This window comes from Candidatus Nomurabacteria bacterium, assembly GCA_023898425.1.
GTDB lineage: Bacteria > Patescibacteriota > Patescibacteriia > 2-12-FULL-60-25 > 2-12-FULL-60-25 > HK-STAS-PATE-2.
The window spans coordinates 948,765-972,203 of sequence record CP060222.1 but is presented as its reverse complement, the minus strand read 5'-3'; the positions used below and the strand labels follow the sequence as shown (position 1 = coordinate 972,203).

Annotated in this window: 15 protein-coding genes and 1 tRNA gene; 5 read left to right on the top strand and 11 right to left on the bottom strand. The window is 44.1% G+C overall.

Going from position 1 to position 23,439, the window contains the following annotated elements:
- Positions 1-753: 753 nt before the first annotated feature.
- A complete protein-coding gene (locus H6759_05315) occupies positions 754-1,944 on the bottom strand; it encodes a hypothetical protein (GenBank protein ID USN52400.1) in 1,191 nt (396 codons plus the stop codon).
- Between the two features lie 56 nt (positions 1,945-2,000).
- Here H6759_05315 and H6759_05310 point away from each other — a divergent pair, with 56 nt between their 5' ends.
- The 3 genes from H6759_05310 (at position 2,001) to H6759_05300 (ending at position 5,833) form a co-directional block, all read left to right on the top strand.
- On the top strand, positions 2,001-3,503 hold the full coding sequence (locus H6759_05310; protein USN52399.1) for a YifB family Mg chelatase-like AAA ATPase: 1,503 nt from the start codon (positions 2,001-2,003) through the stop codon (positions 3,501-3,503).
- 63 nt (positions 3,504-3,566) lie between these two features.
- A complete protein-coding gene (locus H6759_05305) occupies positions 3,567-3,974 on the top strand; it encodes a DUF559 domain-containing protein (GenBank protein USN52398.1) in 408 nt (135 codons plus the stop codon).
- 437 nt (positions 3,975-4,411) lie between these two features.
- Complete coding sequence (locus tag H6759_05300; protein USN52397.1) at positions 4,412-5,833, top strand: M23 family metallopeptidase; 1,422 nt, start codon at positions 4,412-4,414, stop codon at positions 5,831-5,833.
- Between the two features lie 184 nt (positions 5,834-6,017).
- Here the strand turns inward: H6759_05300 and H6759_05295 are convergent, their stop codons facing one another.
- A complete protein-coding gene (locus H6759_05295; GenBank protein ID USN52396.1) occupies positions 6,018-6,851 on the bottom strand; it encodes a hypothetical protein in 834 nt (277 codons plus the stop codon).
- A 98-nt stretch (positions 6,852-6,949) separates the two neighbouring features.
- Here H6759_05295 and H6759_05290 point away from each other — a divergent pair, with 98 nt between their 5' ends.
- Positions 6,950-7,963, top strand: a complete 1,014-nt coding sequence (locus tag H6759_05290; protein USN52395.1) for a hypothetical protein — start codon at positions 6,950-6,952, stop codon at positions 7,961-7,963.
- Positions 7,964-8,069: 106 nt separating this feature from the next.
- Positions 8,070-8,145, top strand: a tRNA-Ala gene (locus H6759_05285).
- A gap of 31 nt (positions 8,146-8,176) precedes the next feature.
- On the opposite strand, the gene H6759_05280 is transcribed toward H6759_05285, so the two are convergent.
- From H6759_05280 to H6759_05240, 9 genes are all read right to left on the bottom strand, one after another.
- Positions 8,177-8,962 carry a hypothetical protein gene (locus tag H6759_05280; protein USN52394.1) on the bottom strand — a complete coding sequence of 262 codons (786 nt, stop codon included), beginning with the start codon at positions 8,960-8,962 and terminating at the stop codon, positions 8,177-8,179.
- Positions 8,963-8,966: 4 nt separating this feature from the next.
- Positions 8,967-10,010 (bottom strand): tetratricopeptide repeat protein, encoded by a 1,044-nt coding sequence (locus tag H6759_05275; protein ID USN52393.1) that lies wholly within the window; start codon positions 10,008-10,010, stop codon positions 8,967-8,969.
- Positions 9,959-11,032: a hypothetical protein gene (locus tag H6759_05270; GenBank protein USN52392.1), complete on the bottom strand. Its 1,074-nt coding sequence runs from the start codon at positions 11,030-11,032 to the stop codon at positions 9,959-9,961. The genes H6759_05275 and H6759_05270 overlap by 52 nt, the downstream gene beginning before the upstream one ends.
- A complete protein-coding gene (locus H6759_05265) occupies positions 11,029-11,370 on the bottom strand; it encodes a hypothetical protein (protein ID USN52391.1) in 342 nt (113 codons plus the stop codon). Before H6759_05265 ends, H6759_05270 begins: the two co-directional genes overlap by 4 nt.
- A gap of 163 nt (positions 11,371-11,533) precedes the next feature.
- On the bottom strand, positions 11,534-12,145 hold the full coding sequence (locus H6759_05260) for a hypothetical protein (protein USN52390.1): 612 nt from the start codon (positions 12,143-12,145) through the stop codon (positions 11,534-11,536).
- 29 nt (positions 12,146-12,174) lie between these two features.
- A complete protein-coding gene (locus H6759_05255) occupies positions 12,175-14,178 on the bottom strand; it encodes a hypothetical protein (GenBank protein USN52389.1) in 2,004 nt (667 codons plus the stop codon).
- Positions 14,175-15,119 carry a hypothetical protein gene (locus H6759_05250; GenBank protein USN52388.1) on the bottom strand — a complete coding sequence of 315 codons (945 nt, stop codon included), beginning with the start codon at positions 15,117-15,119 and terminating at the stop codon, positions 14,175-14,177. The genes H6759_05255 and H6759_05250 overlap by 4 nt, the downstream gene beginning before the upstream one ends.
- Positions 15,116-16,093 (bottom strand): hypothetical protein, encoded by a 978-nt coding sequence (locus H6759_05245; GenBank protein ID USN52387.1) that lies wholly within the window; start codon positions 16,091-16,093, stop codon positions 15,116-15,118. Before H6759_05245 ends, H6759_05250 begins: the two co-directional genes overlap by 4 nt.
- Before the next feature lie 324 nt (positions 16,094-16,417).
- The gene (locus tag H6759_05240; GenBank protein USN52386.1) at positions 16,418-23,335 is read right to left on the bottom strand and encodes a hypothetical protein; all 6,918 of its coding nucleotides are present in this window, start codon (positions 23,333-23,335) and stop codon (positions 16,418-16,420) included.
- Positions 23,336-23,439: the final 104 nt, after the last annotated feature.

The following is a 23,439-nucleotide window of genomic DNA, read 5'->3' as shown; positions in this document are numbered from 1 at the left end:
CCGAATCGACATCATGTCAACTCAAAGTCACGCAAATGAGAGGGCCTCTAAGGCTACTCTTCTCACCGTGGTTCCGGCAGTGTCCTAGGAGCAACATGAAGTCGCTCAACTTTAAGGAATGCCTGAAACGTTTAAGCTACGAGTCACAAAGTGACGAACTTAAGCGGTGTATTGAGTTTTGTTTTTTGGTCTCTGTGGTGTATTGCCGAAGCAAACACCGAGAACCTAGTGAGAAGATTGGGTCGAACGACATACGAGATGTAGTCCGATGTATCTTCGGTAGCAAAAGGTGCGAATATCACGACACGTGACAAGGTGCTCTTATGGTGACAGCGGCCACTCATAAGCAAGAAAAGAACGAAACAAGACACATGATCTCACCAAAGTGCGACAAGGATACTCCTTGTAGGTAGTCAATCGCCATTAGCGACTATGTTTAGTTTGTGCGCCACCATTGGACAGGTTAACGCGGAAGGTTCGAATCGTGTCCCGCAAAAGCGTAGGACGTGTACGGAGAGGCTTGTCCTCTCTCGATACGGGGGTGAGGCAAAAAAGAACGCGCCTCGAAGGTTCAAATGTCCCTGGAGTGATTGAGACTCTCGCTGGACATCTCTACTATAACATATTTCATATACCCCTACAAAGAATAGGCGATAAGAAAATTTTTTGGCTTAACAAAGCGCCGTTTTATAACGGCGCTTTGTGGATAACGTTATCCACTCCTGCTTTCAGCTTGTGGATAAACTATGGATATCATTCTGCACAGATCGTAAGACGTTCTTTTTCAGATCCAAAGGAGATTTTCGGAAGCGAATCCACCGCTGGTGCATTTGTCCAATCTAATGTCCGTAATAATTGATAGACAACGGGTTTTGAGAGCCTCAGCCAAGGTACTTGGTTTTTACAGGTTGCAACCTGTGATTTGTCTTCTCTAAAGGTTGATGTTGGTGATAACCGCATCATACGAGGATCAAGAGCAAGCCACTCACCACGATCATTTTGCCATGTATCAAACATGGTTGTACCAGTTGCCGCTTGTGGTAAGACCCTTTCATACGACAATGAACCATCCGGTAATACAATTTGTTTGCGTTGAGTGACTCCAAAATACATCAATACCTTAGCTGCTTGATCCTCGGTGAGGTTTTCTGCAAATCGTATACGTCTAAGGTCGGGTGTACCAGATGCGGATAACCACGTTTCGTACTGAACAATCGCTGGCAACTCCTTTAAACGCTGGAGATTTGGCAATCCAGGAAAAAGCGTGATTGGTACCGAAGGGATAGAATCCCAAGTTTCTTTTGAGAAAGCGAGCATCACATCAGCGTCTGATACTGGTAAGACAACCCCCGTACGCTCTGAGCCTGCTTGTGCATTAGGCAAAGAGCTTAGCGTTGCATCCGAAACGAGATGATCATGCTGAATAGTAAAACGTACCGTATCAATATCCATCATAGGCATATTGATCTGGACGATCTCTGACAAAAGCCTCAATTGCACATCAACATAACCATATCGCCAACTATCTTTTATCAATTGGTAGCGTGATATTGAATCTCCCCTCTCCCAATCAAGCCCCTCGCCTATTGTCTTATTATGACAAATAACAAAAGGCATGAGCTTTTGTTCGCCACGCGCTAATCCAAAGAGACAAGGTTGGCGTGTATCTTCTGAAATTGCCGTTTGCCAGGTATCAGGTAAACGCTCTAGCCATTCTTCTGCGATAAATTGCTTTGCTTGTCTCGGTGATGCAACAAGAGTGATCAATGGTTCTGCTGGTAACTTGATGGTTTGCGATAACCACCATGACATAAACCCAGAAAACACTATAAGAAGTAGAGCAATAACAACAAACACAATACGCCACGTTTTGTACCAAGGAATCGTCTCTCCAGAACCCAGAATCAACTGGCTCTCTTGGTTTAGCGTAACTATATAAGACATGACGGCAGTATACACAGGTCTTGACGTAAAGTCTCATCCTATGGAACGGGGTATGTATGGCCTCATCAATTCTTACCGCCTCTATCATTGGGTTAGATGCGCGTTCCATAACCGTAGAAGCAGACATTTCTAACGGACTCCCAGCACTCACACTCGTTGGATTACCTGATACCGCCGTGCAAGAAGCACGCGAACGGGTAAAGTCCGCTATCAAACACGCTATTAATGATTTTCCTAAAACACGTATCACCGTCAACCTCGCTCCAGCAGATGTAAAAAAGGTTGGCACTCCTTTTGATCTCCCAATTGCCCTCGTGATACTTGCAGAGCATGGCAGTATAAAATCAGAATCACTAGAGGGACTACTCGTTGCAGGAGAGCTCTCTTTAGATGGTTGCTTGCGACCTGTCCATGGCGCACTCTCTTTTGCCTTGCTCGCAAAAGAGCTCGGCATCAAACAGCTCATCCTCCCTACAGAAAATGGACCTGAGGCTGCTTTAGTTACAGATATAGAAATTCGTACTGCAAATCATCTGAGCGAAATCATCAAATCATTAAAGGGCAAATACACATTACCTATCGCTCAAAGCGATACTCTTACCGCTTCGCCTATCATTCATCCTGACTTTGCAGCCATTCGTGGACAATCACAGGCAAAACGCGCTCTTGAGATTGCAGCCGCTGGCGGTCACAATATTTTGCTCCAAGGACCACCTGGGTCAGGTAAAACGCTTTTAGCGAGAAGTTATCCAAGTATCTTGCCTCGTTTATCATTAGAGGAGATTTTAGAAGTCACACGCATTCATTCTGTTGCCGGCCTATTACCAAAACACTCGATGGTGAGAGAACGTCCTTTTCGCGCACCTCATCATAGCGCGAGTGATATCTCGCTTATTGGTGGCGGAACCGTCCCACGTCCTGGAGAAATCTCATTAGCGCATCGTGGCGTTTTGTTTTTGGATGAATTTCTAGAGTTTCCTCGCGATGTATTAGAAACATTACGACAACCGCTCGAAGACGGAACCGTTACTATCTCACGCGCTGCGGGTGCCATGACCTTTCCGGCACGCTTTTCGTTAATCGGTGCTATGAATCCTTGCCCATGTGGATTTGCCACGGACCCTGATCGTTCATGTGTTTGTCCACCGCTTTCGTTATTACGCTATCAGAAAAAACTTTCTGGCCCACTACTCGATCGCATTGATCTCTTTTTAGAAGTACCCAAGCTTCCAACACATGACTTAACCGATCAGCTAGAAGCAGAGACAAGTGAGTCTATTCGTAATCGCGTAGAACAAGCACGACACATTCAACGGCAGCGTCTTCTAGAAACAAACCTTCAAACCAATGCCGAGATGACGAGCGAACAAGTACGCAAACGCATTACTCTTACAAAAGAAGCTCAACTACTCCTGAAGCACGCCATAGACCGCTATCAATTGTCAGGCCGGTCATATTTTCGTCTACTTAAAGTTGGGCAAACCATCGCCGACCTCGCAAATTCTCAAGAAGTGCAGGCCGAACATATTGCAGAGGCGCTGAGCTATAGGCAGGGGTAGCCTTCGTACTAAATTATCCCTGCCCTTCTTTGGGAAAGAAGGGTGAATGAATCTGAATAGCATATGAATACCTTTGGAGCACGATTTGAATATCGAAAAGACTTGTACAACAAATCTAAAGAGCTAAGAAAAGAACAAACGATTGCAGAACGGGTCTTTTGGAGGTCTGTTTTAAAAACTCACCCTTTTAATCAATACACTTGGAATAGGCAGAAGCCGATTCATCAATTCATCGCCGATTTTTATTGTTCGAAGCAAAAGATTGTGATTGAAATTGATGGGGAAATCCACAAATACAGCACGGATTATGATAATGCCCGAACAAGATATCTCAACGAATTAGGATTAACCGTACTACGATATACAAATGATCAAGTCCTCCATTGCATTGAAAAGGTGAGAGCAGATTTACTGACATACCTTCACCCCGAATCATCCCCTGCCCCTTCTTTAGGAAAGAAGGGCAACTGACTTCAGAGGTCTGGCCATCAGAATTCCTTCTTTCCTAAAGAAGGACAAGGATGATTAGGGACGTGGTCGGGCAGGAGTAATTGTCACCCACCCTCTTGACATTATTTAGTATTTATGATACTTTGTTTGAACCAAGACGGCAACAAAATACCGCTGTGAAGCGGAGTGGCCAGCAAAACTAACAACCCTTTCCTGAGCCCGCCTGAGATCATTTCAACGGCGGGCTCTTTCTATATCTGTTTTTTCAATCATCTGTCTTTCTTCGTTCTTTTATGCTAATATTAAATTACACATATTCATTGACCTAGCATGCCAAATCTGCTAACGTCTTGTGACCTAAATTCAAAGTTGGTGTTTTTACCGCTTTGATTGTCTGAAGTAGAGGCGCCCGATGATTGCTCAAAACAATCTCAACGCGTCTGTATCAAGACCTCGGTATGTCTACTACCCCCAATCCACTCATACGTCTCGCGACGCGCGCCATCCTAGCCACCCTCCGTGGCCTTAATGCCGTGCGCCGCGCTTTTTTATCTATCATCCGCCCTACAGGACCATTTTTTGCTAAGATTGGCGGTTTTTTGGGTAAATGGCTGATTCGCCCGCTTTATCGTCTTATCATGACGATCCGTCTCCGTATTAATAAAGTCAGCGTAACAACGAGAGGCTTTCTCTTTTCAGTATTTACCAATCGTTACGCTTTTCATGCTGTTTTACTCGTAATTACAGCGGTCTCTGTTTATAGTCAGTTACAAGCAAAAGGCGCTATCGCTTTAGATGCTGGTCAACGCAGCCTTCTCTACACCCTTGTTACGGATGGTCGCGACACCATCGTTGAAGAACGTGTCTATACAGACAATACCGTTAATAATACCCAATATCTTGCCGACGCTGGTGTTATTGAAGCCGTGCCTGCTATTGATTTTGATTATGGTGATAGCGAAATTGCCGACACATCGGTTCCGGGCTCGATTGCTGTCTTGCCTGAGCACGAAGTACTTGAAGGACACGAAGCTATTACTCTCACTCGCACGAAAACAGAAGACTATGTCGTAAAAGAAGGCGATGTTATCGGCTCTATTGCTCGTGACTACGGCGTAAATGTCGGAACCATTCTCTGGGCAAACAACCTTACAGTTCGCTCACTTATTAAACCGGGCATGACGCTACGCATCCCACCAGTGTCTGGTGTCTTACACAAGGTAGCGAAAAACGAGACGCTTTCTAAGGTAGCGAAACTTTACGGAGTGGACGAAGAAGCGATCACGAAAGCAAATAATCTTGAGCTCAACCAACTTAGTGTGGGCGCTGAGCTTATTATCCCAGGCGGATCCCCGGTTTCTTCTGCAACACCTGTTGCTGTTAAGCAACCTGGTACATCCATCAAAGCAGATGTTCCAATCTCACGTATTGCTGGTAAAGCAGTAGACGTTTACCAAGAGATCTCCGGTAAGGATGACTCTCGTCCAAAACCAGCAGACATCGTTGAAGATGCACCAACCACCAAACTCCTTTGGCCAACACGCTTAAGACAAATCAACCAATACTATGGCTGGAATCATACCGGTCTTGATATCGAAGGTGACTATACGGATCCAATTTATGCCTCCGAAGACGGTGTTGTGACAACATCGGGCTGGAACTCGGGTGGTTACGGTATGCAAATAATCATTGAGCATCCAAATGGTTTTAAGACCCGCTATGCTCACGCCTCCAAGATCTTCGTAAAGGTTGGTCAAAAGGTGAAGCGCGGTGAGGTGATCGCGATGGTTGGTACAACAGGTCGCTCAACAGGTACTCACCTTCACTACGAGGTATACCTCAACGGCATTCGTTTAAACCCACTCAAATACACCAAGTAACAAAAAATCCTCTCTTTTCAGAGAGGATTTTGCTATCAAATAGCTATGAATAACAACTCACTATTTCCAAGAAAATACGCTTTTCGAATCTAGCTTATGGCTTAATGGCAGTGCTTCTTTTTTGACACACAGTTGGCGCTTATTAAGCAATAAAACCTCCCAATAGGGAGGTTTTATAGAAGAGTTAAACAAGGAGCGTTAGCAATGGAGCGACACTATCTCCTTCGATAATGACATCGTATTTTTCTTTCATTGCACCATACCTCTCTGAGATGGGTTCACTTTCATTAGTAAAACCAACGGTGAGAACAGAATCGGCTTCAAAACCAGTAATCATTCCGAGATCACCGAGACTATCACCCAATAACAAAACGTTTTTACGCTTCGTTATCGCTCTATCCACCTCTGGAATGAGAGTTACCGTCACTTCATCTTTATTTAATGAGTGAACAACTGGTGGGATAATCTTTGTAAAGTTTCCCTCTTTATCAAACTCCATACGATTCGAGATAACATGAATATTATCCATGTAGACATTCTTTCGCTTCAAGAACAAAGGAATGATCTCACCAATACCTGAGGCAGAAAGGATAATTATCGGGACGTTATGATGCGAAAAGAGCGCAAAAAGGTCACCGCATGACTCCTTTAATTCGAGAAGCTCAGCATCTAAAATCTGGTTAAGATGCTTGAGATTCATGCCGCTTTCTACTAATAGCGCATAGTGCGCCATCCACCACTCAAACATCTTTGCTTTACGTTCAACAAGCGTTCGTGTTTTGTCAGATTCAAAAGGAGCGTACTTGTCATAAAGCGCTTGAGCGCTTAACGCATAGGCTTCTCCAAGATAATCACCATCTTGGCGTAGAACTGAGATGGCGGATGGTAGTTTTTTTCCATCTTTTTGTGTCTTGGTGAGCGTGCCGTCAAAATCTGCTAAAACATGAACGGTGCTCCAGTCTCCGTGTCGGATAATTGCCTGGAATCGAGCAAGCTTATCTGGGTGATTGATGTACATAGCGTTTCATCAATAACATAGAAAGCAGATTCTTGACAAACCAAAGAAAACCGCGCTAATACATAGGCTCGTTCTTTAACAAAAGCTGGAGAAGTCAGATGCAAACAGCAACAAAAACGCTAGACACGCAGGTCGAGATACGCCCAACGCAGTACCCTGCTGATACACGGTTTATCTTATTGCAACTCATAGAAGCGGTATGTGGGCTCTATAACGCATACCTCAATGACGTTCTAGCAAGAAACCAATACGTACTCGACAAGCTTAATAAGCTGCCAAAGTATGTACAAAAGCAGCGTCTCCTCGAGACAGCGGCTTACTACGACAATGGCGAGTTACTTGTTTATCAGTCGCAAGCGCTAACGAACAAGCCTCAATTAGATGAAGGTCTCGGTGGCCATCAGCCAACAGGAGGCATCTTTCGCTATCGTATACAGGATGGCAAACGCCAATTGATTGGCAACTTCTCGCACCAACAACTCAAGCGAAATGCTCCACCTGAGCTACGTGGAATGTCAGATGTCCTAGATGGCTACATCTACGGTGGATATACCTACAAAAAGGTTCACACCGCTCGGACTGAACCGTGGCACCCCTTCTACTGGTCAAAGCATCAACGCTTTACGCGTTTGCAAAAAGCTGGTTTAACCTCATCTTTTGACGAGCTCATCGCTCGTTACACCGAGCCACTGCCCTTGGTGGACGGTGATGCATGTTGCGCTCGTTGGCAACGTGACATCATGCGGGGCCAACAGACGGCATTTGCTTTCTTCAACGATGGTTCAACCTCCTCGCATATAGCCTTTGAGGCCTTACTGTCCCTGGAGCGCGCGATCAACGCCTATCTCGTCGAAGACGATCACGATAGAAGCGCAAAGGCGCTTGCCGACCTGATCAGCACTTCGCAAGAGATAGCCGCGTTCTTCTTGCGCGTGCTCGAAGCGCCGATCTACAAACCAGACCTGATCATGAAGCCATTCTATGATCTACTCAGTCTTCAGCATGCTGGCACCCTCAAAAAGGACAATCGCAAGATTCGCTACATGTCTGAAGAGCTCATCCGAAAAGACGGGTCTCCCGCGAACGGTATAGCACTCTTTCGCAGCTTCTGATCTACTCGATCAGATGATCAGTATCCCCCTCGCTAAAAAGCCAGGGGGATTTCTTTTGCTTCATTGACCCGTTTATCGTGCTATGGCATTCTTTCGGCACAATCTCGGGCCCTTAGCTCAGCTGGTAGAGCGCTTCCATGGCATGGAAGAGGTCAGCGGTTCGAACCCGCTAGGGTCCACCATACAAAAAACCACCATTTGGTGGTTTTTTGTTTAACGTACTTCTTCAAAAAGCGCGATTCTATCTCTTTTAACATTGTTTCTTTTATCTGATTGCTTCATCGCGCCCTGTGCTTGCTTGAATGATTTCATTAATGCAAGTGATGCTTTTGGATCTAGTGCAGGATGCATTGCTTTTTTTAATACTATTAACCAAGATTTCTCGATATCTTGTGTTGTTGGTTGTAGTGATCTCCATAGTTCAATAACCGGGAGTCTTTGCACAACCTCTGTCTCAGTGACCGCTATCTCTATAGGGGCTGGAGTGTTCACATCATCATCCTCAGATTGATTTACGTTACGCTCTGGGAGAGTCTCTGCGTCTTTATACACCTGACGTGTTCGTAATTCGCTTTCAAGCATCTCCATACGCTCATGACGGATTTCACTTTTTGCGCCATGAGACATCGCTTGATGCTGCTTCCATTCATTTAACTCGGTTACGAGAGCCTGTTTATCCTGTCTTGCGAGTAATGCGCGGTACAACGCCTTTCTTGTAGACCTTAGATCTTGGGTAATAGAAGAAGCTTTTGACAATAATGCCTGATCTTTATCGGATTCGAGTGACTTTTGAACTTCTGCCAAAGACTGGTCATATGCTTTTAACGTTTCACGAAAATGCGCACGTAAGGCTTTCGTTTCTGCGAGAAGCCTTGCGCGCGCATCTTTTGCTGTAGCAGCATATTCTTCTGACATGCCTAAACCATACGACGTATCATCAGAGAGATAGTCTCCAATTTTCTCAAAGAGTTGAGAAAAGATACGTCGTAAGCTAGGCATAAGATTATGGTTGCACGGGTGTAGAAGGGCTTTGTGTTTGAATAGATTCTTGAATTGGCTCAGGAAGCGCTTGTGGCTTTGGAGCTTCTTGCGCTGCTTTTGCAGCTGAGATGCTATTGACGCGTTGTTTTACCGCATCGCTATCTGGATAAAGATCTTGTACTGGCTTAAGGGTTGCAAGAGCTTTTTCGTAGAGACCCTGCTCTTCTTGAAGAGCTGCAAGATACCATCGTGCATTTGCATTATCAGGTGCAAACTGGACTATCTTTTCTAAAAGATCGCGACTCTGATCCTTACGTCCATCACGGTAGTAGAGAATGGATAATTCGAAGGCGACACCTACGTCTTTGTTATTAAGGACAAGGACCTTTTCTAATTCGCCAACGGCATCTTTTACGCGATTTTGACGTTCATAAACAACACCGAGCTGATAACGAGCTGCAAGATAGTCTGGCTTTGCTGTTATCGCTTTCTTTAAGAAATCTTCTGAAAGAGCAAGGTTTTCTTGGACGCCTTTTTCCGCTTCTGCCTTTTTTGCTGCATCAGCTGTGCCGATAGCGGAACGATAGGCATCCGCGCGCAAAAGATAGAGCTTACCGATTTCTGTGAGGAATACTGGGTTTTGAGGCTCGAGTTTTGAGGCTTCGCTATAGTATTTAATAGCATACTCATCGGCTCCACGGACAAAGCTCGCGACCGATTGATACATCAAACCAAGGTTGGACCAATTATCTACATTGCGTGGATTTACTTTTGTCGCCTCGATGCCTTGGTCAACGGCTTCTTTGATAGCCGCGTTGATCTTATTTGCATCTTCGTCTGTTGCCTTTGTTTGGATAAGTCTTGCTGCTTTTACAAGATTTGCCTGTGCAAGATTACGTGTATACACATCAGAAAGTGGGTTGAGCTCATTCGCTGACTGTATCTTGTTCATCACCTCATCGAGATTGCCGTTTGTTCTAAACTGACTTACAGCATTAGTAAAACGCATTTCTGCTAATGCACGTTGACCAATAAGCCATGTGACAGAAATAGCGATAACAGCCATGATAACAAGCTTAACGGATAATAATCCGAATAGTACCGATGATTCTTTCTCCCAGGTAATGGTGTTTTTGCAGCAAGAGAAACAAGGAGCGCAAGCAATAACCAGAAGACAAAGAGATGAGAAACGCCTACGTGTGCAAAAAATGATGTAAAGACAATTGCGACGATACCGGTAAAGGTAACAAGGTAGGCATACCACGTATCATCATCTTTTTTTCTTTTAAAGAGCCTACTGACTGCTTTTACTGCAAGTGACAAGATAACAATAAGCCATAACGAGATGCCAGCAATACCTGTTGTAGCAAGCAAGGTCATGAATGCAGAATACCCACGATCAAATCGTACATTCCAGAATGGCGAGAGGTTTACCAATTGATTACGGTATTTCGCATAATCGTAAATCCATGTGCCAGGACCTGTGCCAAAGATAACATTGTCACGTAAAGCCTGTTTTGCAATGGCATAAGATGCTGTTGCCGAAGGTGATACTTCGCTAGCGACATTTAATGAAACAGGTACTTTAAAGGCAAGGAGTACAACAGAGAGAAGGATAAGCAATCCTGGGATCACGAGCTTAACAGGGCTTGTTACTTTTCTGGTACGTGCAAAAGCAATAACGACCATCGTAATGGCACCCACCAAAATAATCGCCCAAGTAAGCCAATAATCAACCAATAGAATGTATGCAAGTGATACGATGCCCGTCGTCCATACAATCAATCTTGCTACTTTGCCTGCGGTGCCACTTGAACCAAGTAAACAAACTTTATTACGGCAACCATGAAAAGCGAGTCCAGCGGACAATAATAACGGAACAACAAGATATGCGGCGAGCGAATATGCTGTACCGACCGTATTTATGCCATTGTTTTGAAAAACACCACCAACGAGATGTACGCCAAAAATCTGCAATAACCCAAATAGAGCAACAAACAAAGAGCCTCCTAGATAAGCTAAGAGAAGATCATAAAGCTTTTGCGTTGAACGTACTTGATGTGTAACGACAAAGTAGAGAGCAATCAACGAAATAACGGTTGCAAACGACCAAACAACCTGCCCCGGAGCTCCAAAAAACGAGAGAGGGCTCTATCCTGTGAAAACGCCGCGGACAATAAATACCCGATACCATACAACCCAACAACAACATGCATCCAATGACGTGTTAAGACGAGTTTGCGCTCCGCAACAACCTTTGCGATCCAAGCGACTAGCATAAAAGCAACAACCGGGATTAAAACGCTTTGTTTGCTAAAATCAATGGCGTCCGTAAATCTTTGGCAAGCAATAAGCGGAAGCGCAAATACCAAAAGGTACAAACATCCGTCAATAAAGCGACTTAAAAACTTCGCGAGACCTGGCATTTTTTTGCCGGTTCAGGCGTTTGGACCGAAGGAGAGGGTTGGATAGTAGAAAAAATATTGGACATACCAAAAGGGCGTTTATAGTAATGCGTGGAGTATAGCATATACGTAGGCCAATTTAAAAAGCGCATATTGTGCGCTTTTTAAATTAAGATCAATATCGCTATTCAACAACCTCTTCAACTACGACTTCTGGTACAATAGGTTCTTCGATTTGGTCTATTGCAGGATCATCTACAGGTTCTTCGATAGGATCCTCTTCAATCACAATTAATTTACCTGTTAGCGGATCAATTTCACCGTAGGTGCCATCAGAATGATACTGAAGCGTACCAACTTGAGCTGGATTTACCTGCCAGGCAAATCGAATATCTACGTCTTGCTTTGTTTCAAGAACAATATCAAACCCTTCGTCGGTAATTTTATCTAACCACCAATCTCCCTTTACATGAGTTAGGGCCGTCACCTGAGGTACAGGGTAAGCAAGAATACTCGGATATGAGACATGTACCGAAGTGCCTTCCATCTCAATAAAAGCGAATCCTTGATGCTGCGCGCCTGATTGGGTAGCTACGTCAGCAGTAAGATTCTTCGCGTTGTTTTGCGCAGGCATCCAATAACCTGGTTGGACAAAGACTTCAATCATCCCAATATCACCTTTTTCGAATGATTCTAACGCATACCCTACAATCATCCCTTCATTAGTAGCTTTTACTCCAACACCAGGTATAGAAGACACCATAATTGCATCACCTGAAGCAATAGCGCCATTCATTGTAGACACCTTGGTTGGCACGCGGCCCGCTAAGGCAACCGGGAATGTCCCCTCAGTAGCAGCACCAAGGTAAATCCAGGGCAGTAGTAAATAATACCAACGGCCGTCGAAGATTCATCCATGGTACGTACCATTTGCATATCCGCTTTTGCATTGATCATTACCAAGTCTCCTGGCTCAAGCTTGTCTGGCGAAGAATATCGTTCAGCCAAATCAAATGCCGCATGCGTCGTAAAGCTTGTTGCACTAACACCGCCTAAGAAGAACGCATCACCTTCGGCACTTACAGAGAATGTCGTTGATCCGTATTCATTTGTAAGGGTCATTGATCCATCCGCAGCAAAGGCAGAACTCATATCAAAGCCAGGCTGAATAAAGACTTCGATTACACCGCTAACATGAGCGTCTTCGAGAGCAATACCGATGATTTGTCCAGGGCGCGTTGCCTTCATTGCTACACCTGGAATCGGCGAGGTTGTGAGACGATCACCAGCTACAATCGTACCGTTTCCTACAGAAACTTTTGTAGGGACTCGACCAGCGAGAGCTACTTGAACGTCACCTTCCCAACCAAGCAAGAAACCTGGTTTTGTGGAGATAACACCAATGGTGTCATTGTCATACTCGATACCATTTGTGATTTCTACGGTAGCCGTAGCTGTTTTTGTGATTTTGACGAGATCACCAGCTGAGGCCGTACCGGAGACATTGTACATTTCGGCAAGATCGAACGCATCTGAAGTGATGGTACCGTCTGCAAAGATTGATCCTGCAACAGATGTTGGACAGGTTGCTCCGTTGGTTACATCGTCCAAACAAAGCCCTGCATTTGTATAACTGATCACCATATTATAATCAGCCGTACCCGTCGCGCTTACAGCTTCACCCACTAATAAACGACGAGCAAATAGATCCCAACTTTGATCTAACGAAGAGCTATTGTTTGAAACACGGACAGCAGGACCAATAGACTCTCCTCTCATAGTTATAAGACCATCTGTAGAAGTGCCTACGGCAGCAGAAATATCAATATTGCTATCCGTCATGTTAATCATTGATGCATTGTCATTTGCCTTGTTTAGCAAAATCAACGTTGAAGAAACATCTGTATAATAACTGTATAATGCAGTAGAAGTTGTCTTAGTTAGACCGTTATTCTGGAATGGTAACCCCTTACTTCGATCAGCGGTTGTAAAGAGCGCCGTACCTGTCACTCCAATATCATTAAGCATAAGGACATCGAAGCCATCAATACCACCTTGGTTGTGAGAAGCTGAGAGCACAGGCGTAGATGACGCGCCATAATTACCAATAACAACTGAACCACTAACTAAATCAAGAAGCGTAGAACTTACAGCGTTAAAGTAGCCTCGATTCCAACGTTTACTAGCATCTCCTATAGTATAGGTATCATTTAAAAACGGTGAGAAATTACTTGCAATACCTTTTCCTGGGGTTACAATAATATTTGTATTGAATGTCGTTGTTGCATTTCCTAGCCCTATATTAACACCTCTTCCTCCAACCAAATCAAGTGTTCCTGCCATAGTATCACCCATAATATATGAGCTAGAAACAGAAGTGATTGGCGGCAAAGATACATCATTAAAGAACTCAATATAATGTTGATTGTCCCATGTACCAGAGCCATGATTAAAGGCGATACCGTCATCATCAAAACCTTTAGAAACAAGAGTGCGATACGAATCTAACCATGGAAAAGCAGGGAATAAATCAGGGCCTGTGGTTGAAGCGTTTAGCACCACCGGACCAAAGCCTGTACTAATAGATGTGCCTGCATTGTAAACATCCTGTAGCGTGAGGCTGCTTAACATATCTACCGTAGCAATACCCGTCCAACCTGTATCTGTACCATCAGTATTTACATAAAGTTGGGAGCCTGGACCCGCCGTAGAATTTGAACGGAACATTAAGTCACTAATAGCGGAAGGCGTGTAACCAAGCGTATTTGGATCTTGATCATCAATAAGCCATATTGAGGCGTTTGTTAATTGAGAGCGTAGCTCAATCATCGCTCAATATCGACACCGTTACTGAACCTAATTGGTGCCACATCATCCACACCACCTCCTACCTGTGTTTCGAGCGAGAAAAGGCCATCGATATCCATGCTCATGTTTGCAGCGCTAGTGCCATTATCCACTACTGAGAAATAAAGATAGTCATTACCAACCGTAATCGTAGATGTGTTTGTGCTGAGAAGTAACGATGGGTTATCAAACTTATCTGTTAAATAAGAGATTCTTGCCGTGCTTGCACCGTACAGATAGCTTTGACCAGCTGGCGCATTCACACCATCACGATCTGAGCTAAATGTGAGCTCTACGCCTCTACCGTTCCCCGTATCATAACCTATGATATCAAAACCGGTGGTCGTAACGCCGGCAATACCACCACCAATCATTCGAGTAGCTGTAGCACCAAAATCCTCCGTAAGAAAATCTGAGCTTGTGCCCGTTACTGAGGTTAATTCGATATGACCGCTGTTTAACGTGATGGATTTACCAGCATTATAAGCGCTTTGAAGTGACCCATCCGCTAAACAATTTGTACCATTTGCTAAACAGACGCTCTGACCACCAACGAATATTTGAGAGGAAGAAACAAGAGAAGCAAAGAGGGTTGTTGCGGTCGCATTGGTAAAGGTTGCATTCGAGAAGACGAGACCAGAGCCATTAAGATCTGTTATCGTTCCACTTGGAGCAAAAAGAGAGCCTGTCACATTCACGAAACCGATGGTTGAAGTACCAACCGTTGCTGAACCAGCAGCAAAGGTGGAGCCAACAAGGCTTGAGAAGAAGCCATTCGTTGAAGTAACGCTTGTGAATGTCGCATTTGTTGCAAGAAGACTTGTGATATTGCCGGAGTTTGCGATCAAAGAACCTAAGGCTGCATTCGCAGCAAAGAAATTCGTTGAGGTGGCATTGGTCGTTGTGCCATTAAGGATGGTCACATTGCCGAAACTGCCATTCCAACGTAGAGATGGTGTACCAAGAGAATAGGTAAGGTCAGTGGTTGGAAGAAGATTTGATGGATTGTCCCAGAAACCGTGAGAGTACTCGTAACAACAGCATTTGCGATCGTTGCTGTATCTGTAACGTTTACGGTATTAGAAATAGCTCCTCCAAGAAGGGTGAGGGTTGCTGTAGCAACAGAGCCTCGGTTAGTAACGGAGAGAAGGGTGTCAGACTCAATACCCCCTGGCAAACAATCCGTCCCATCGGCTAAACAAACATTCTGACCAGCAACGATAAGATTCGTGCTTGATACAACGCCTTGAGAGGTAATAGTAAATGCTGGCGTACCTGCATTGGTGAGAGCTCTAAAAGCAAAGTCATTTGCTGCACTTGCGCCATAGGATCTCACATCTAAAGCACTTCTGGTTGAAGTGGCTGCGGTGGTTGAAGCTTGAGTGATGGTGAATTGTGATTCTCCACCATAGGTGTCAGTACTAGATGGACTCATTCCGCCAAGTTGAGCAGAATTAATGGCTTGAGGAACGGCTGTAATGGGTCTTCGTGGACTCATTTCTCCATCGGCTCCAATAGTTACACCGAGATAGAGGCTGTCTGAGTTCCAATCAATATTGGTAAATGGGAGTTGAGTAACACCATCACCAAGAAGAACGGTAAAGAGACCATCTTGAACGGTGACATTAACAGGCAAAGGGACAGCTGTAGTACCACTAGCTGACCAAAGACGATTGCCTGCTACAGCTGCATCATAGAGACTAAACTCTATTTGATAGACACCATCTACCACTGGATAGCCTGAGGCATCCATGAGACGAGCTTGGTAGGTGACATTAGCACGGACGCCGGGGCGGCGTGAGCAGAGGTCGAAAAAAAGGAGACCGCAAAATAGTATTGCGGCAAAAAGAGCGTGCGCTTTGCGTTTTGCAAAATATTCATAGAGATTACTCTCCATCGCTGTAGTCAATATCAAAAACAATACCGCCAATAATATATTGGTAGGAATTTTCTATTTTATGAGTAGACCATTTATCTTATGTTACTGATTATTTCAGTGACATCAGACCCCACAAAATATCTTTCATACTGACCACTTCTCATCACAAGAATCTCATTCCCCAACGAGATTCAGGACTCTGCAAATGGTTATCTTTATTATAGCTTTGATTAACTAATCGATGAGCCAAGTTATAATATTTCGCTAAACAAAGCCCCGTATGTGCATTTTTCGCATCATACGGGGCTTGTTGATAAAATGTGTATAAACTGTTTATTGTTTTTACTCTTCAGGAGCAGACTCTGGCACAGGAACTTCTTCAGATACTACTGTTGGATCACTTACTACATCTACCTGTGGAGCGTCTACATCAGGATCGGTGATAATTTCAGTATCATCAACCACCTCTTCTTCAGGCTCCTGCACAATAACCTGACCAGTCGTTGGATCAACAAGCAAGCTCGTTCCATCAGACATCATCATCATGGTTGAGCCACTAAGCGCACTTGCCTCCCAACCAAAGATCACATCAAATGTTTGCGGTTGCTCTAAGATGATATCAAATCCTGTATCGCTATAATTATCCGTAGACCATGATCCCACAATGAGACCGCGCGGTGTTACCTGTACAAATGGGTAGCCAAGCAACGTTTCAAACGAGACATGGACTTTAACGGCACCAGACTCAATAGAGGCGAGGCCGCGACGAACAACACTTGGCGAAGATTCAGAAATGTTTGTTACATAGGTGTTATTTTCGATAATCTGCGCTGGTGTTTGATTAGGCTTCGAATACCAAACGGATTTTACAAAGACTTCAATCATTCCTGTATCAGCACCTTCATAACTCTCAAGAGCAATGCCCACTACAGGGCCATCTTCTACCGCTTTACCTGCAACGCCAGGAATATCCGTTGGTGCGAGCAAGTCTCCAGCCTTAATAGAACCATTAATTGTAGAGACCTTGGTAGGAACACGGCCAGCAAGAGCTACAGGATATGATCCTTCTGACTTAGCGCCAAGTGTAAACCCTGGAGCTGTTGAGATAATACCCATAGGCAAGGTATTTGCATCAGCAGAACGCTGAATCATGAGATTACCGCTTGGACTTGCAACAACAATGTCACCCGGCTCTAGCGTATCTGCCGAAACGTATTGTTCCGCGAGATCAAATGCCGCATGTGTCGTAAAGCTTGTTGCACTAACACCGCCTAAGAAGAATGCATCACCTTCGGCACTTACGGAAAATGTTGTAGAGCCATATTCATTTACTAGCGTCATTGAGCCATCGGCAGCAAAGGCTGAGCTCATATCAAAGCCTGGCTGAATAAAGACTTCGATTACTCCGCTAACATTAGCATCTTCAAGAGCAATACCAATGATTTGACCAGGACGCGTTGCTTTCATGGCTACTCCTGGGATTGGTGAGGTAGTGAGTCGATCACCCGCTACAATCGTACCGTTTCCTACAGAAACTTTTGTAGGGACTCGACCAGCAAGAGCTACTTGAACGTCACCTTCCCAACCAAGCAAGAAACCTGGTTTTGTGGAGATAACACCAATGGTGTCATTGTCATACTCGATACCATTTGTGATTTCTACGGTAGCCGTAGCTGTTTTTGTGATTTTGACGAGATCACCAGCTGAGGCCGTACCGGAGACATTGTACATTTCGGCAAGATCGAACGCATCTGAAGTGATGGTACCGTCTGCAAAGATTGATCCTGCAACAGATGTTGGACAGGTTGCTCCGTTGGTTACATCGTCCAAACAAAGCCCTGCATTTGTATAACTGATCACCATATTATAATCAGCCGTACCCGTCGCGCTTACAGCTTCACCCACTAATAAACGACGAGCAAATAGATCCCAACTTTGATCTAACGAAGAGCTATTGTTTGAAACACGGACAGCAGGACCAATAGACTCTCCTCTCATAGTTATAAGACCATCTGTAGAAGTGCCTACGGCAGCAGAAATATCAATATTGCTATCCGTCATGTTAATCATTGATGCATTGTCATTTGCCTTGTTTAGCAAAATCAACGTTGAAGAAACATCTGTATAATAACTGTATAATGCAGTAGAAGTTGTCTTAGTTAGACCGTTATTCTGGAATGGTAACCCCTTACTTCGATCAGCGGTTGTAAAGAGCGCCGTACCTGTCACTCCAATATCATTAAGCATAAGGACATCGAAGCCATCAATACCACCTTGGTTGTGAGAAGCTGAGAGTACAGGCGTAGATGACGCGCCATAATTACCAATAGCAATTGAACCGCTAACTAAATCGAGGAGCGTTGAACTTACCGCATTAAAGAAACCTCGGTCCCATCGTTTGCTTGCATCTCCTATTGAATAGGTATCGCTTAAAAACGGTGAGAAGTTACTCGCAACACCTTTTCCTGGGGCAACGATGACATTTGTATTGAATGTCGTTGTTGCATTTCCTAGCCCTATATTAACACCTCTTCCTCCAACCAAATCAAGTGTTCCTGCCATAGTATCACCCATAATATATGAGCTAGAAACAGAAGTGATTGGCGGCAAAGATACATCATTAAAGAACTCGATATAATGTTGATTGTCCCATGTACCAGAGCCATGATTAAAGGCGATACCGTCATCATCAAAACCTTTAGAAACAAGAGTGCGATACGAATCTAACCATGGAAAAGCAGGGAATAAATCAGGGCCTGTGGTTGAAGCGTTTAGCACCACCGGACCAAAGCCTGTACTAATAGATGTGCCTGCATTGTAAACATCCTGTAGCGTGAGGCTGCTTAACATATCTACCGTAGCAATACCCGTCCAACCTGTATCTGTACCATCAGTATTTACATAAAGTTGGGAGCCTGGACCCGCCGTAGAATTTGAACGGAACATTAAGTCACTAATAGCGGAAGGCGTGTAACCAAGCGTATTTGGATCTTGATCATCAATAAGCCATATTGAGGCGTTTGTTAATTGAGAGCGTAGCTCAATCATCGCTCCAATATCGACACCGTTACTGAACCTAATTGGTGCCACATCATCCACACCACCTCCTACCTGTGTTTCGAGCGAGAAAAGGCCATCGATATCCATGCTCATGTTTGCAGCGCTAGTGCCATTATCCACTACTGAGAAATAAAGATAGTCATTACCAACCGTAATCGTAGATGTGTTTGTGCTGAGAAGTAACGATGGGTTATCAAACTTATCTGTTAAATAAGAGATTCTTGCCGTGCTTGCACCGTACAGATAGCTTTGACCAGCTGGCGCATTCACACCATCACGATCTGAGCTAAATGTGAGCTCTACGCCTCTACCGTTCCCCGTATCATAACCTATGATATCAAAACCGGTGGTCGTAACGCCGGCAATACCACCACCAATCATTCGAGTAGCTGTAGCACCAAAATCCTCCGTAAGAAAATCTGAGCTTGTGCCCGTTACTGAGGTTAATTCGATATGACCGCTGTTTAAAGTAATTGATTTACCAATATTATAAGCGCTTTGAAGTGACCCATTCGCTAAACAATTTGTACCATTTGCTAAACAAACACTTTGACCGCCCACAGTAACCGAACCAGCTTGCACCGCCGTGCTGCTTACCGTTCCAAAATAACCAAATCTCCATCTAGCAGTAGAAATACCAAGATCAAATGAAAGACTTGAGAATGGACTAATATCACTTGTAACGGTGCCTTGTAAATCTAGATCACCGATGAAGTTTAACGTTGGCGCATCAAGTGTAATAAAGTTATCAAATACTAGACTTGAAGAATCGTTATACAATGAAAGTACGTTATCTGTTAGCGGATTACCAAGATACATCGCTCCAATCTCAAGGTCGGATATAATAAAGGTTGATGTAGCAGAAGGACCAAAAGGATTACTACGATCTGTTGAAAAATACATCATCGTACCACTAGAAACCGCAGCTGTTGTTGAGCTGTATTGAGCAATCCCAAAGCCTTGATTTGGATCATACTCAAATCCACCGCCAATAATTTCTTTTAGATCTAAGTCTGCCGTTGGATATAGGTTCGTTCCGCCAACGGTAGGCGAAAGAAGTGTTATGCCACCATTTGTTGTTGTAACAGTTCGGCCAAGATCGTATGCAGACTGAAGGGAGCCTGAACCAGAGGCAGGACAGTTAGTACCATCCGACAAACAAACACCACGACCCTGCACCGTAATACCATTCACAAAGCTGGATCTGCCGTTAACCGTTAAATTATTCGCTACCGTAGCAGAACCAATGCTCGCATTTGCAACATTTAAGGCATTTACATTAACGCCTCCAATATCATAAACAGCAAGCTTAATCGTCGGTCCTTCAAAGTTACTAGCATAAATTTGGCCACCTTCGTATGTAATTGCTCCCGAATGCGAGCTTGAAGACGAATCGATGAGAAGCCCATCTTCGTTGTATAACATGATAGATGAAGCGTCTCGTGTAATAACCAACCCTTTATTCACAAAGAATTCACCCGTGCCATTGTTTACAGGGAACGTTGTCTCTAACACTGGGTTTTCACGGTCTGCAATAGAGTAGCGGCGAATATACTCGCTACCTCCTGAAGAGATATAGATATAGAGTTTTTCATTAGAAACCGCTATATCATCCCCACGAAAAGTTGCTGCAGGAACTTCAAAGCTATCTACAACGGAGGGTGAATTGATGTTACGCGCGTCGATAATCGTAATGGTTGACGTTGGTTGCGAAACACCAAACTTAGTCGAAAGATATACATAACCATCCTGCGCATCCATGCGTACAGGCGTAATACCACCGCCTGGAGTCACTACACTCGTAAAACTCGTTACTGACATCGCCGCAGGATTTTTAGCATTAATAATCGTTAAACCAATTTCAGATGCCATGTAGACATTTGAACCTTCAATAACGAGTTTTTTTTCAAGTGAAAGAGGCGTTGATGTACCTGTCATCGATCCAAGTAAAATTGGCAACGAAGGATTAGAGATATCAAATACTGAAAGTTTTGTAGAAGTTGTGTCTACCGTATACAAACGATCACCTGCTAATTTACCAGAATTTACATAGTTTAATGCGCTACTTCCAGTCGCATATACTTGAACAGGAACATCTTTATTGGACACATCCCAAAGCTTCCAATCATGCGTATTCGCAAAATAGGTATTGTGTACTGAAAAGAGAAGTGAACCTTGTACGTCCATTGTATAAGCAACCCCAAGAGGACTTGTAGATGTTCCTACGCGCGAAAGTGTTGTAGCAGTCAACCCACCGCTTAACATGTCTACCGTAGCAATACCCGTCCAACCGGTATCAGTACCGTCAGTATTTACATAGAGTTGTGTACCAGGACCGCCTGTTGTATTTGGTCTAAAAAGTAAATCACTTATAGCTCCAGGGAAATAACTTTGTGTATTAGGATCATTGTCACTACCAACCCAAATGCCATTACCGCCATTTTGAGATATGATCTGCATTACTGACGCGGCAGATACATCATTATAAAATTCATATCCTGTTTGATCAAAAAAACCATTTGACCCCTGTGCAGAAAAGTAGAAAACTCCGTCTGGTCCTACAAACATATTCGCTTTAGCATCAGAACCGTTATTAATAGCTAAATCAATATAGTCGTTAGCCAAATACAAAGAAGAAGTATTATTACTGAGCTCTAAGTATTGTGAAAATTCTCCAGCGTTAAAGCGAATATTAGCCGTGCTGGTGCTATTTAAATAGCTTTCGCCCGAAAGCGCTGATATTCCATCACGATCCAAACTAAATGAAAGAACTACTCCTCGTTCAAAACCATCATCATAACCAAGAATATCAAAACCCGTGGTTGTAACACCTGCAACACCACCACCAATCATTCTCGTAAATGTAGCTCCAAGATTGTCAGCAAATACATCGGCTGATGTGCCTGTAACCGAAGTTAACTCAATATGACCATCGTTTAATGAAATCGCCCTTCCTCCATCATAAGCATCCTGCAATGATCCAGTACCGGCAGGACAGTTCACGCCATCACTCGTACAAACATCAAAGCCATTCACGATAATTTGCGTTGAAGATACGAGAGAAGCGAAGAAGTTGGTTGATGTAACACTCGTAAAGGTCGCGTTGGTACCAAGAAGACTTGTGATATTGCCGGAGTTTGCGATCAAAGAACCTAAGGCTGCATTCGCAGCAAAGAAATTCGTTGAGGTGGCATTGGTCGTTGTGCCATTAAGGATGGTCACATTGCCGAAACTGCCATTCCAACGTAGAGATGGTGTACCAAGAGAATAGGTAAGGTCAGTGGTTGGAAGAAGATTTGATGAGATTGTCCCAGAAACCGTGAGAGTACTCGTAACAACAGCATTTGCGATCGTTGCTGTATCTGTAACGTTTACGGTATTAGAAATAGCTCCTCCAAGAAGGGTGAGGGTTGCTGTAGCAACAGAGCCTCGGTTAGTAACGGAGAGAAGGGTGTCAGACTCAATACCCCCTGGCAAACAATCCGTCCCATCGGCTAAACAAACATTCTGACCAGCAACGATAAGATTCGTGCTTGATACAACGCCTTGAGAGGTAATAGTAAATGCTGGCGTACCTGCATTGGTGAGAGCTCTAAAAGCAAAGTCATTTGCTGCACTTGCGCCATAGGATCTCACATCTAAAGCACTTCTGGTTGAAGTGGCTGCCGTTGTTGAGGCTTGAGTGATGGTGAATTGTGATTCTCCACCGTAGGTATCGGTACTAGAAGGACTCATTCCGCCAAGTTGAGCGGAGTTAATGGCTTGAGGGACGGCTGTAATAGGTCTACGAGGACTCATTTCTCCATCGGCTCCAATAGTTACACCGAGATAGAGGCTGTCTGAGTTCCAATCAATATCAGTAAATGGGAGTTGAGTAACACCATCACCAAGAAGAACGGTAAAGAGACCATCTTGAACGGTGACATTAACAGGCAAAGGGACAGCTGTAGTACCACTAGCTGACCAAAGACGATTGCCTGCTACAGCTGCATCATAGAGACTAAACTCTATTTGATAGACACCATCTACCACTGGATAGCCTGAGGCATCCATGAGACGAGCTTGGTAGGTGACATTAGCACGGACGCCGGGGGCGGCGTGAGAGGGTGGCGCTAAAATTATTGACGCAACGATAAAAACAATAGAACCGATGAGTACGGATTTTACTCCCTCTAAAAAGTACGTTGCTAACTTGTGCATATCTATATGTATTTATTCTATTCTTTTTTAGGAAAAGCGGTCTCGTATAACAAAAATCCGCTATGATAAGCGGATTTTTTAAAAACGTATAATTGTGTACAAAT

Bases quoted from the DNA above. Each gene is read 5' to 3' on its own strand.
- H6759_05290 (USN52395.1), top strand. From the start codon at position 6,950: ATGCAAACAGCAACAAAAACGCTAGACACGCAGGTCGAGATACGCCCA.
- H6759_05310 (USN52399.1), top strand. From the start codon at position 2,001: ATGGCCTCATCAATTCTTACCGCCTCTATCATTGGGTTAGATGCGCGT.
- H6759_05240 (USN52386.1), bottom strand. From the start codon at position 23,335: ATGCACAAGTTAGCAACGTACTTTTTAGAGGGAGTAAAATCCGTACTC.
- H6759_05295 (USN52396.1), bottom strand. From the start codon at position 6,851: ATGTACATCAATCACCCAGATAAGCTTGCTCGATTCCAGGCAATTATC.
- H6759_05305 (USN52398.1), top strand. From the start codon at position 3,567: ATGAATACCTTTGGAGCACGATTTGAATATCGAAAAGACTTGTACAAC.
- H6759_05255 (USN52389.1), bottom strand. From the start codon at position 14,178: ATGATTGAGCTACGCTCTCAATTAACAAACGCCTCAATATGGCTTATT.
- H6759_05300 (USN52397.1), top strand. From the start codon at position 4,412: ATGTCTACTACCCCCAATCCACTCATACGTCTCGCGACGCGCGCCATC.
- H6759_05275 (USN52393.1), bottom strand. From the start codon at position 10,010: ATGGCTGTTATCGCTATTTCTGTCACATGGCTTATTGGTCAACGTGCA.
- H6759_05245 (USN52387.1), bottom strand. From the start codon at position 16,093: ATGGAGAGTAATCTCTATGAATATTTTGCAAAACGCAAAGCGCACGCT.
- H6759_05260 (USN52390.1), bottom strand. From the start codon at position 12,145: ATGAATGGCGCTATTGCTTCAGGTGATGCAATTATGGTGTCTTCTATA.
- H6759_05280 (USN52394.1), bottom strand. From the start codon at position 8,962: ATGCCTAGCTTACGACGTATCTTTTCTCAACTCTTTGAGAAAATTGGA.
- H6759_05315 (USN52400.1), bottom strand. From the start codon at position 1,944: ATGTCTTATATAGTTACGCTAAACCAAGAGAGCCAGTTGATTCTGGGT.
- H6759_05265 (USN52391.1), bottom strand. From the start codon at position 11,370: ATGCCAGGTCTCGCGAAGTTTTTAAGTCGCTTTATTGACGGATGTTTG.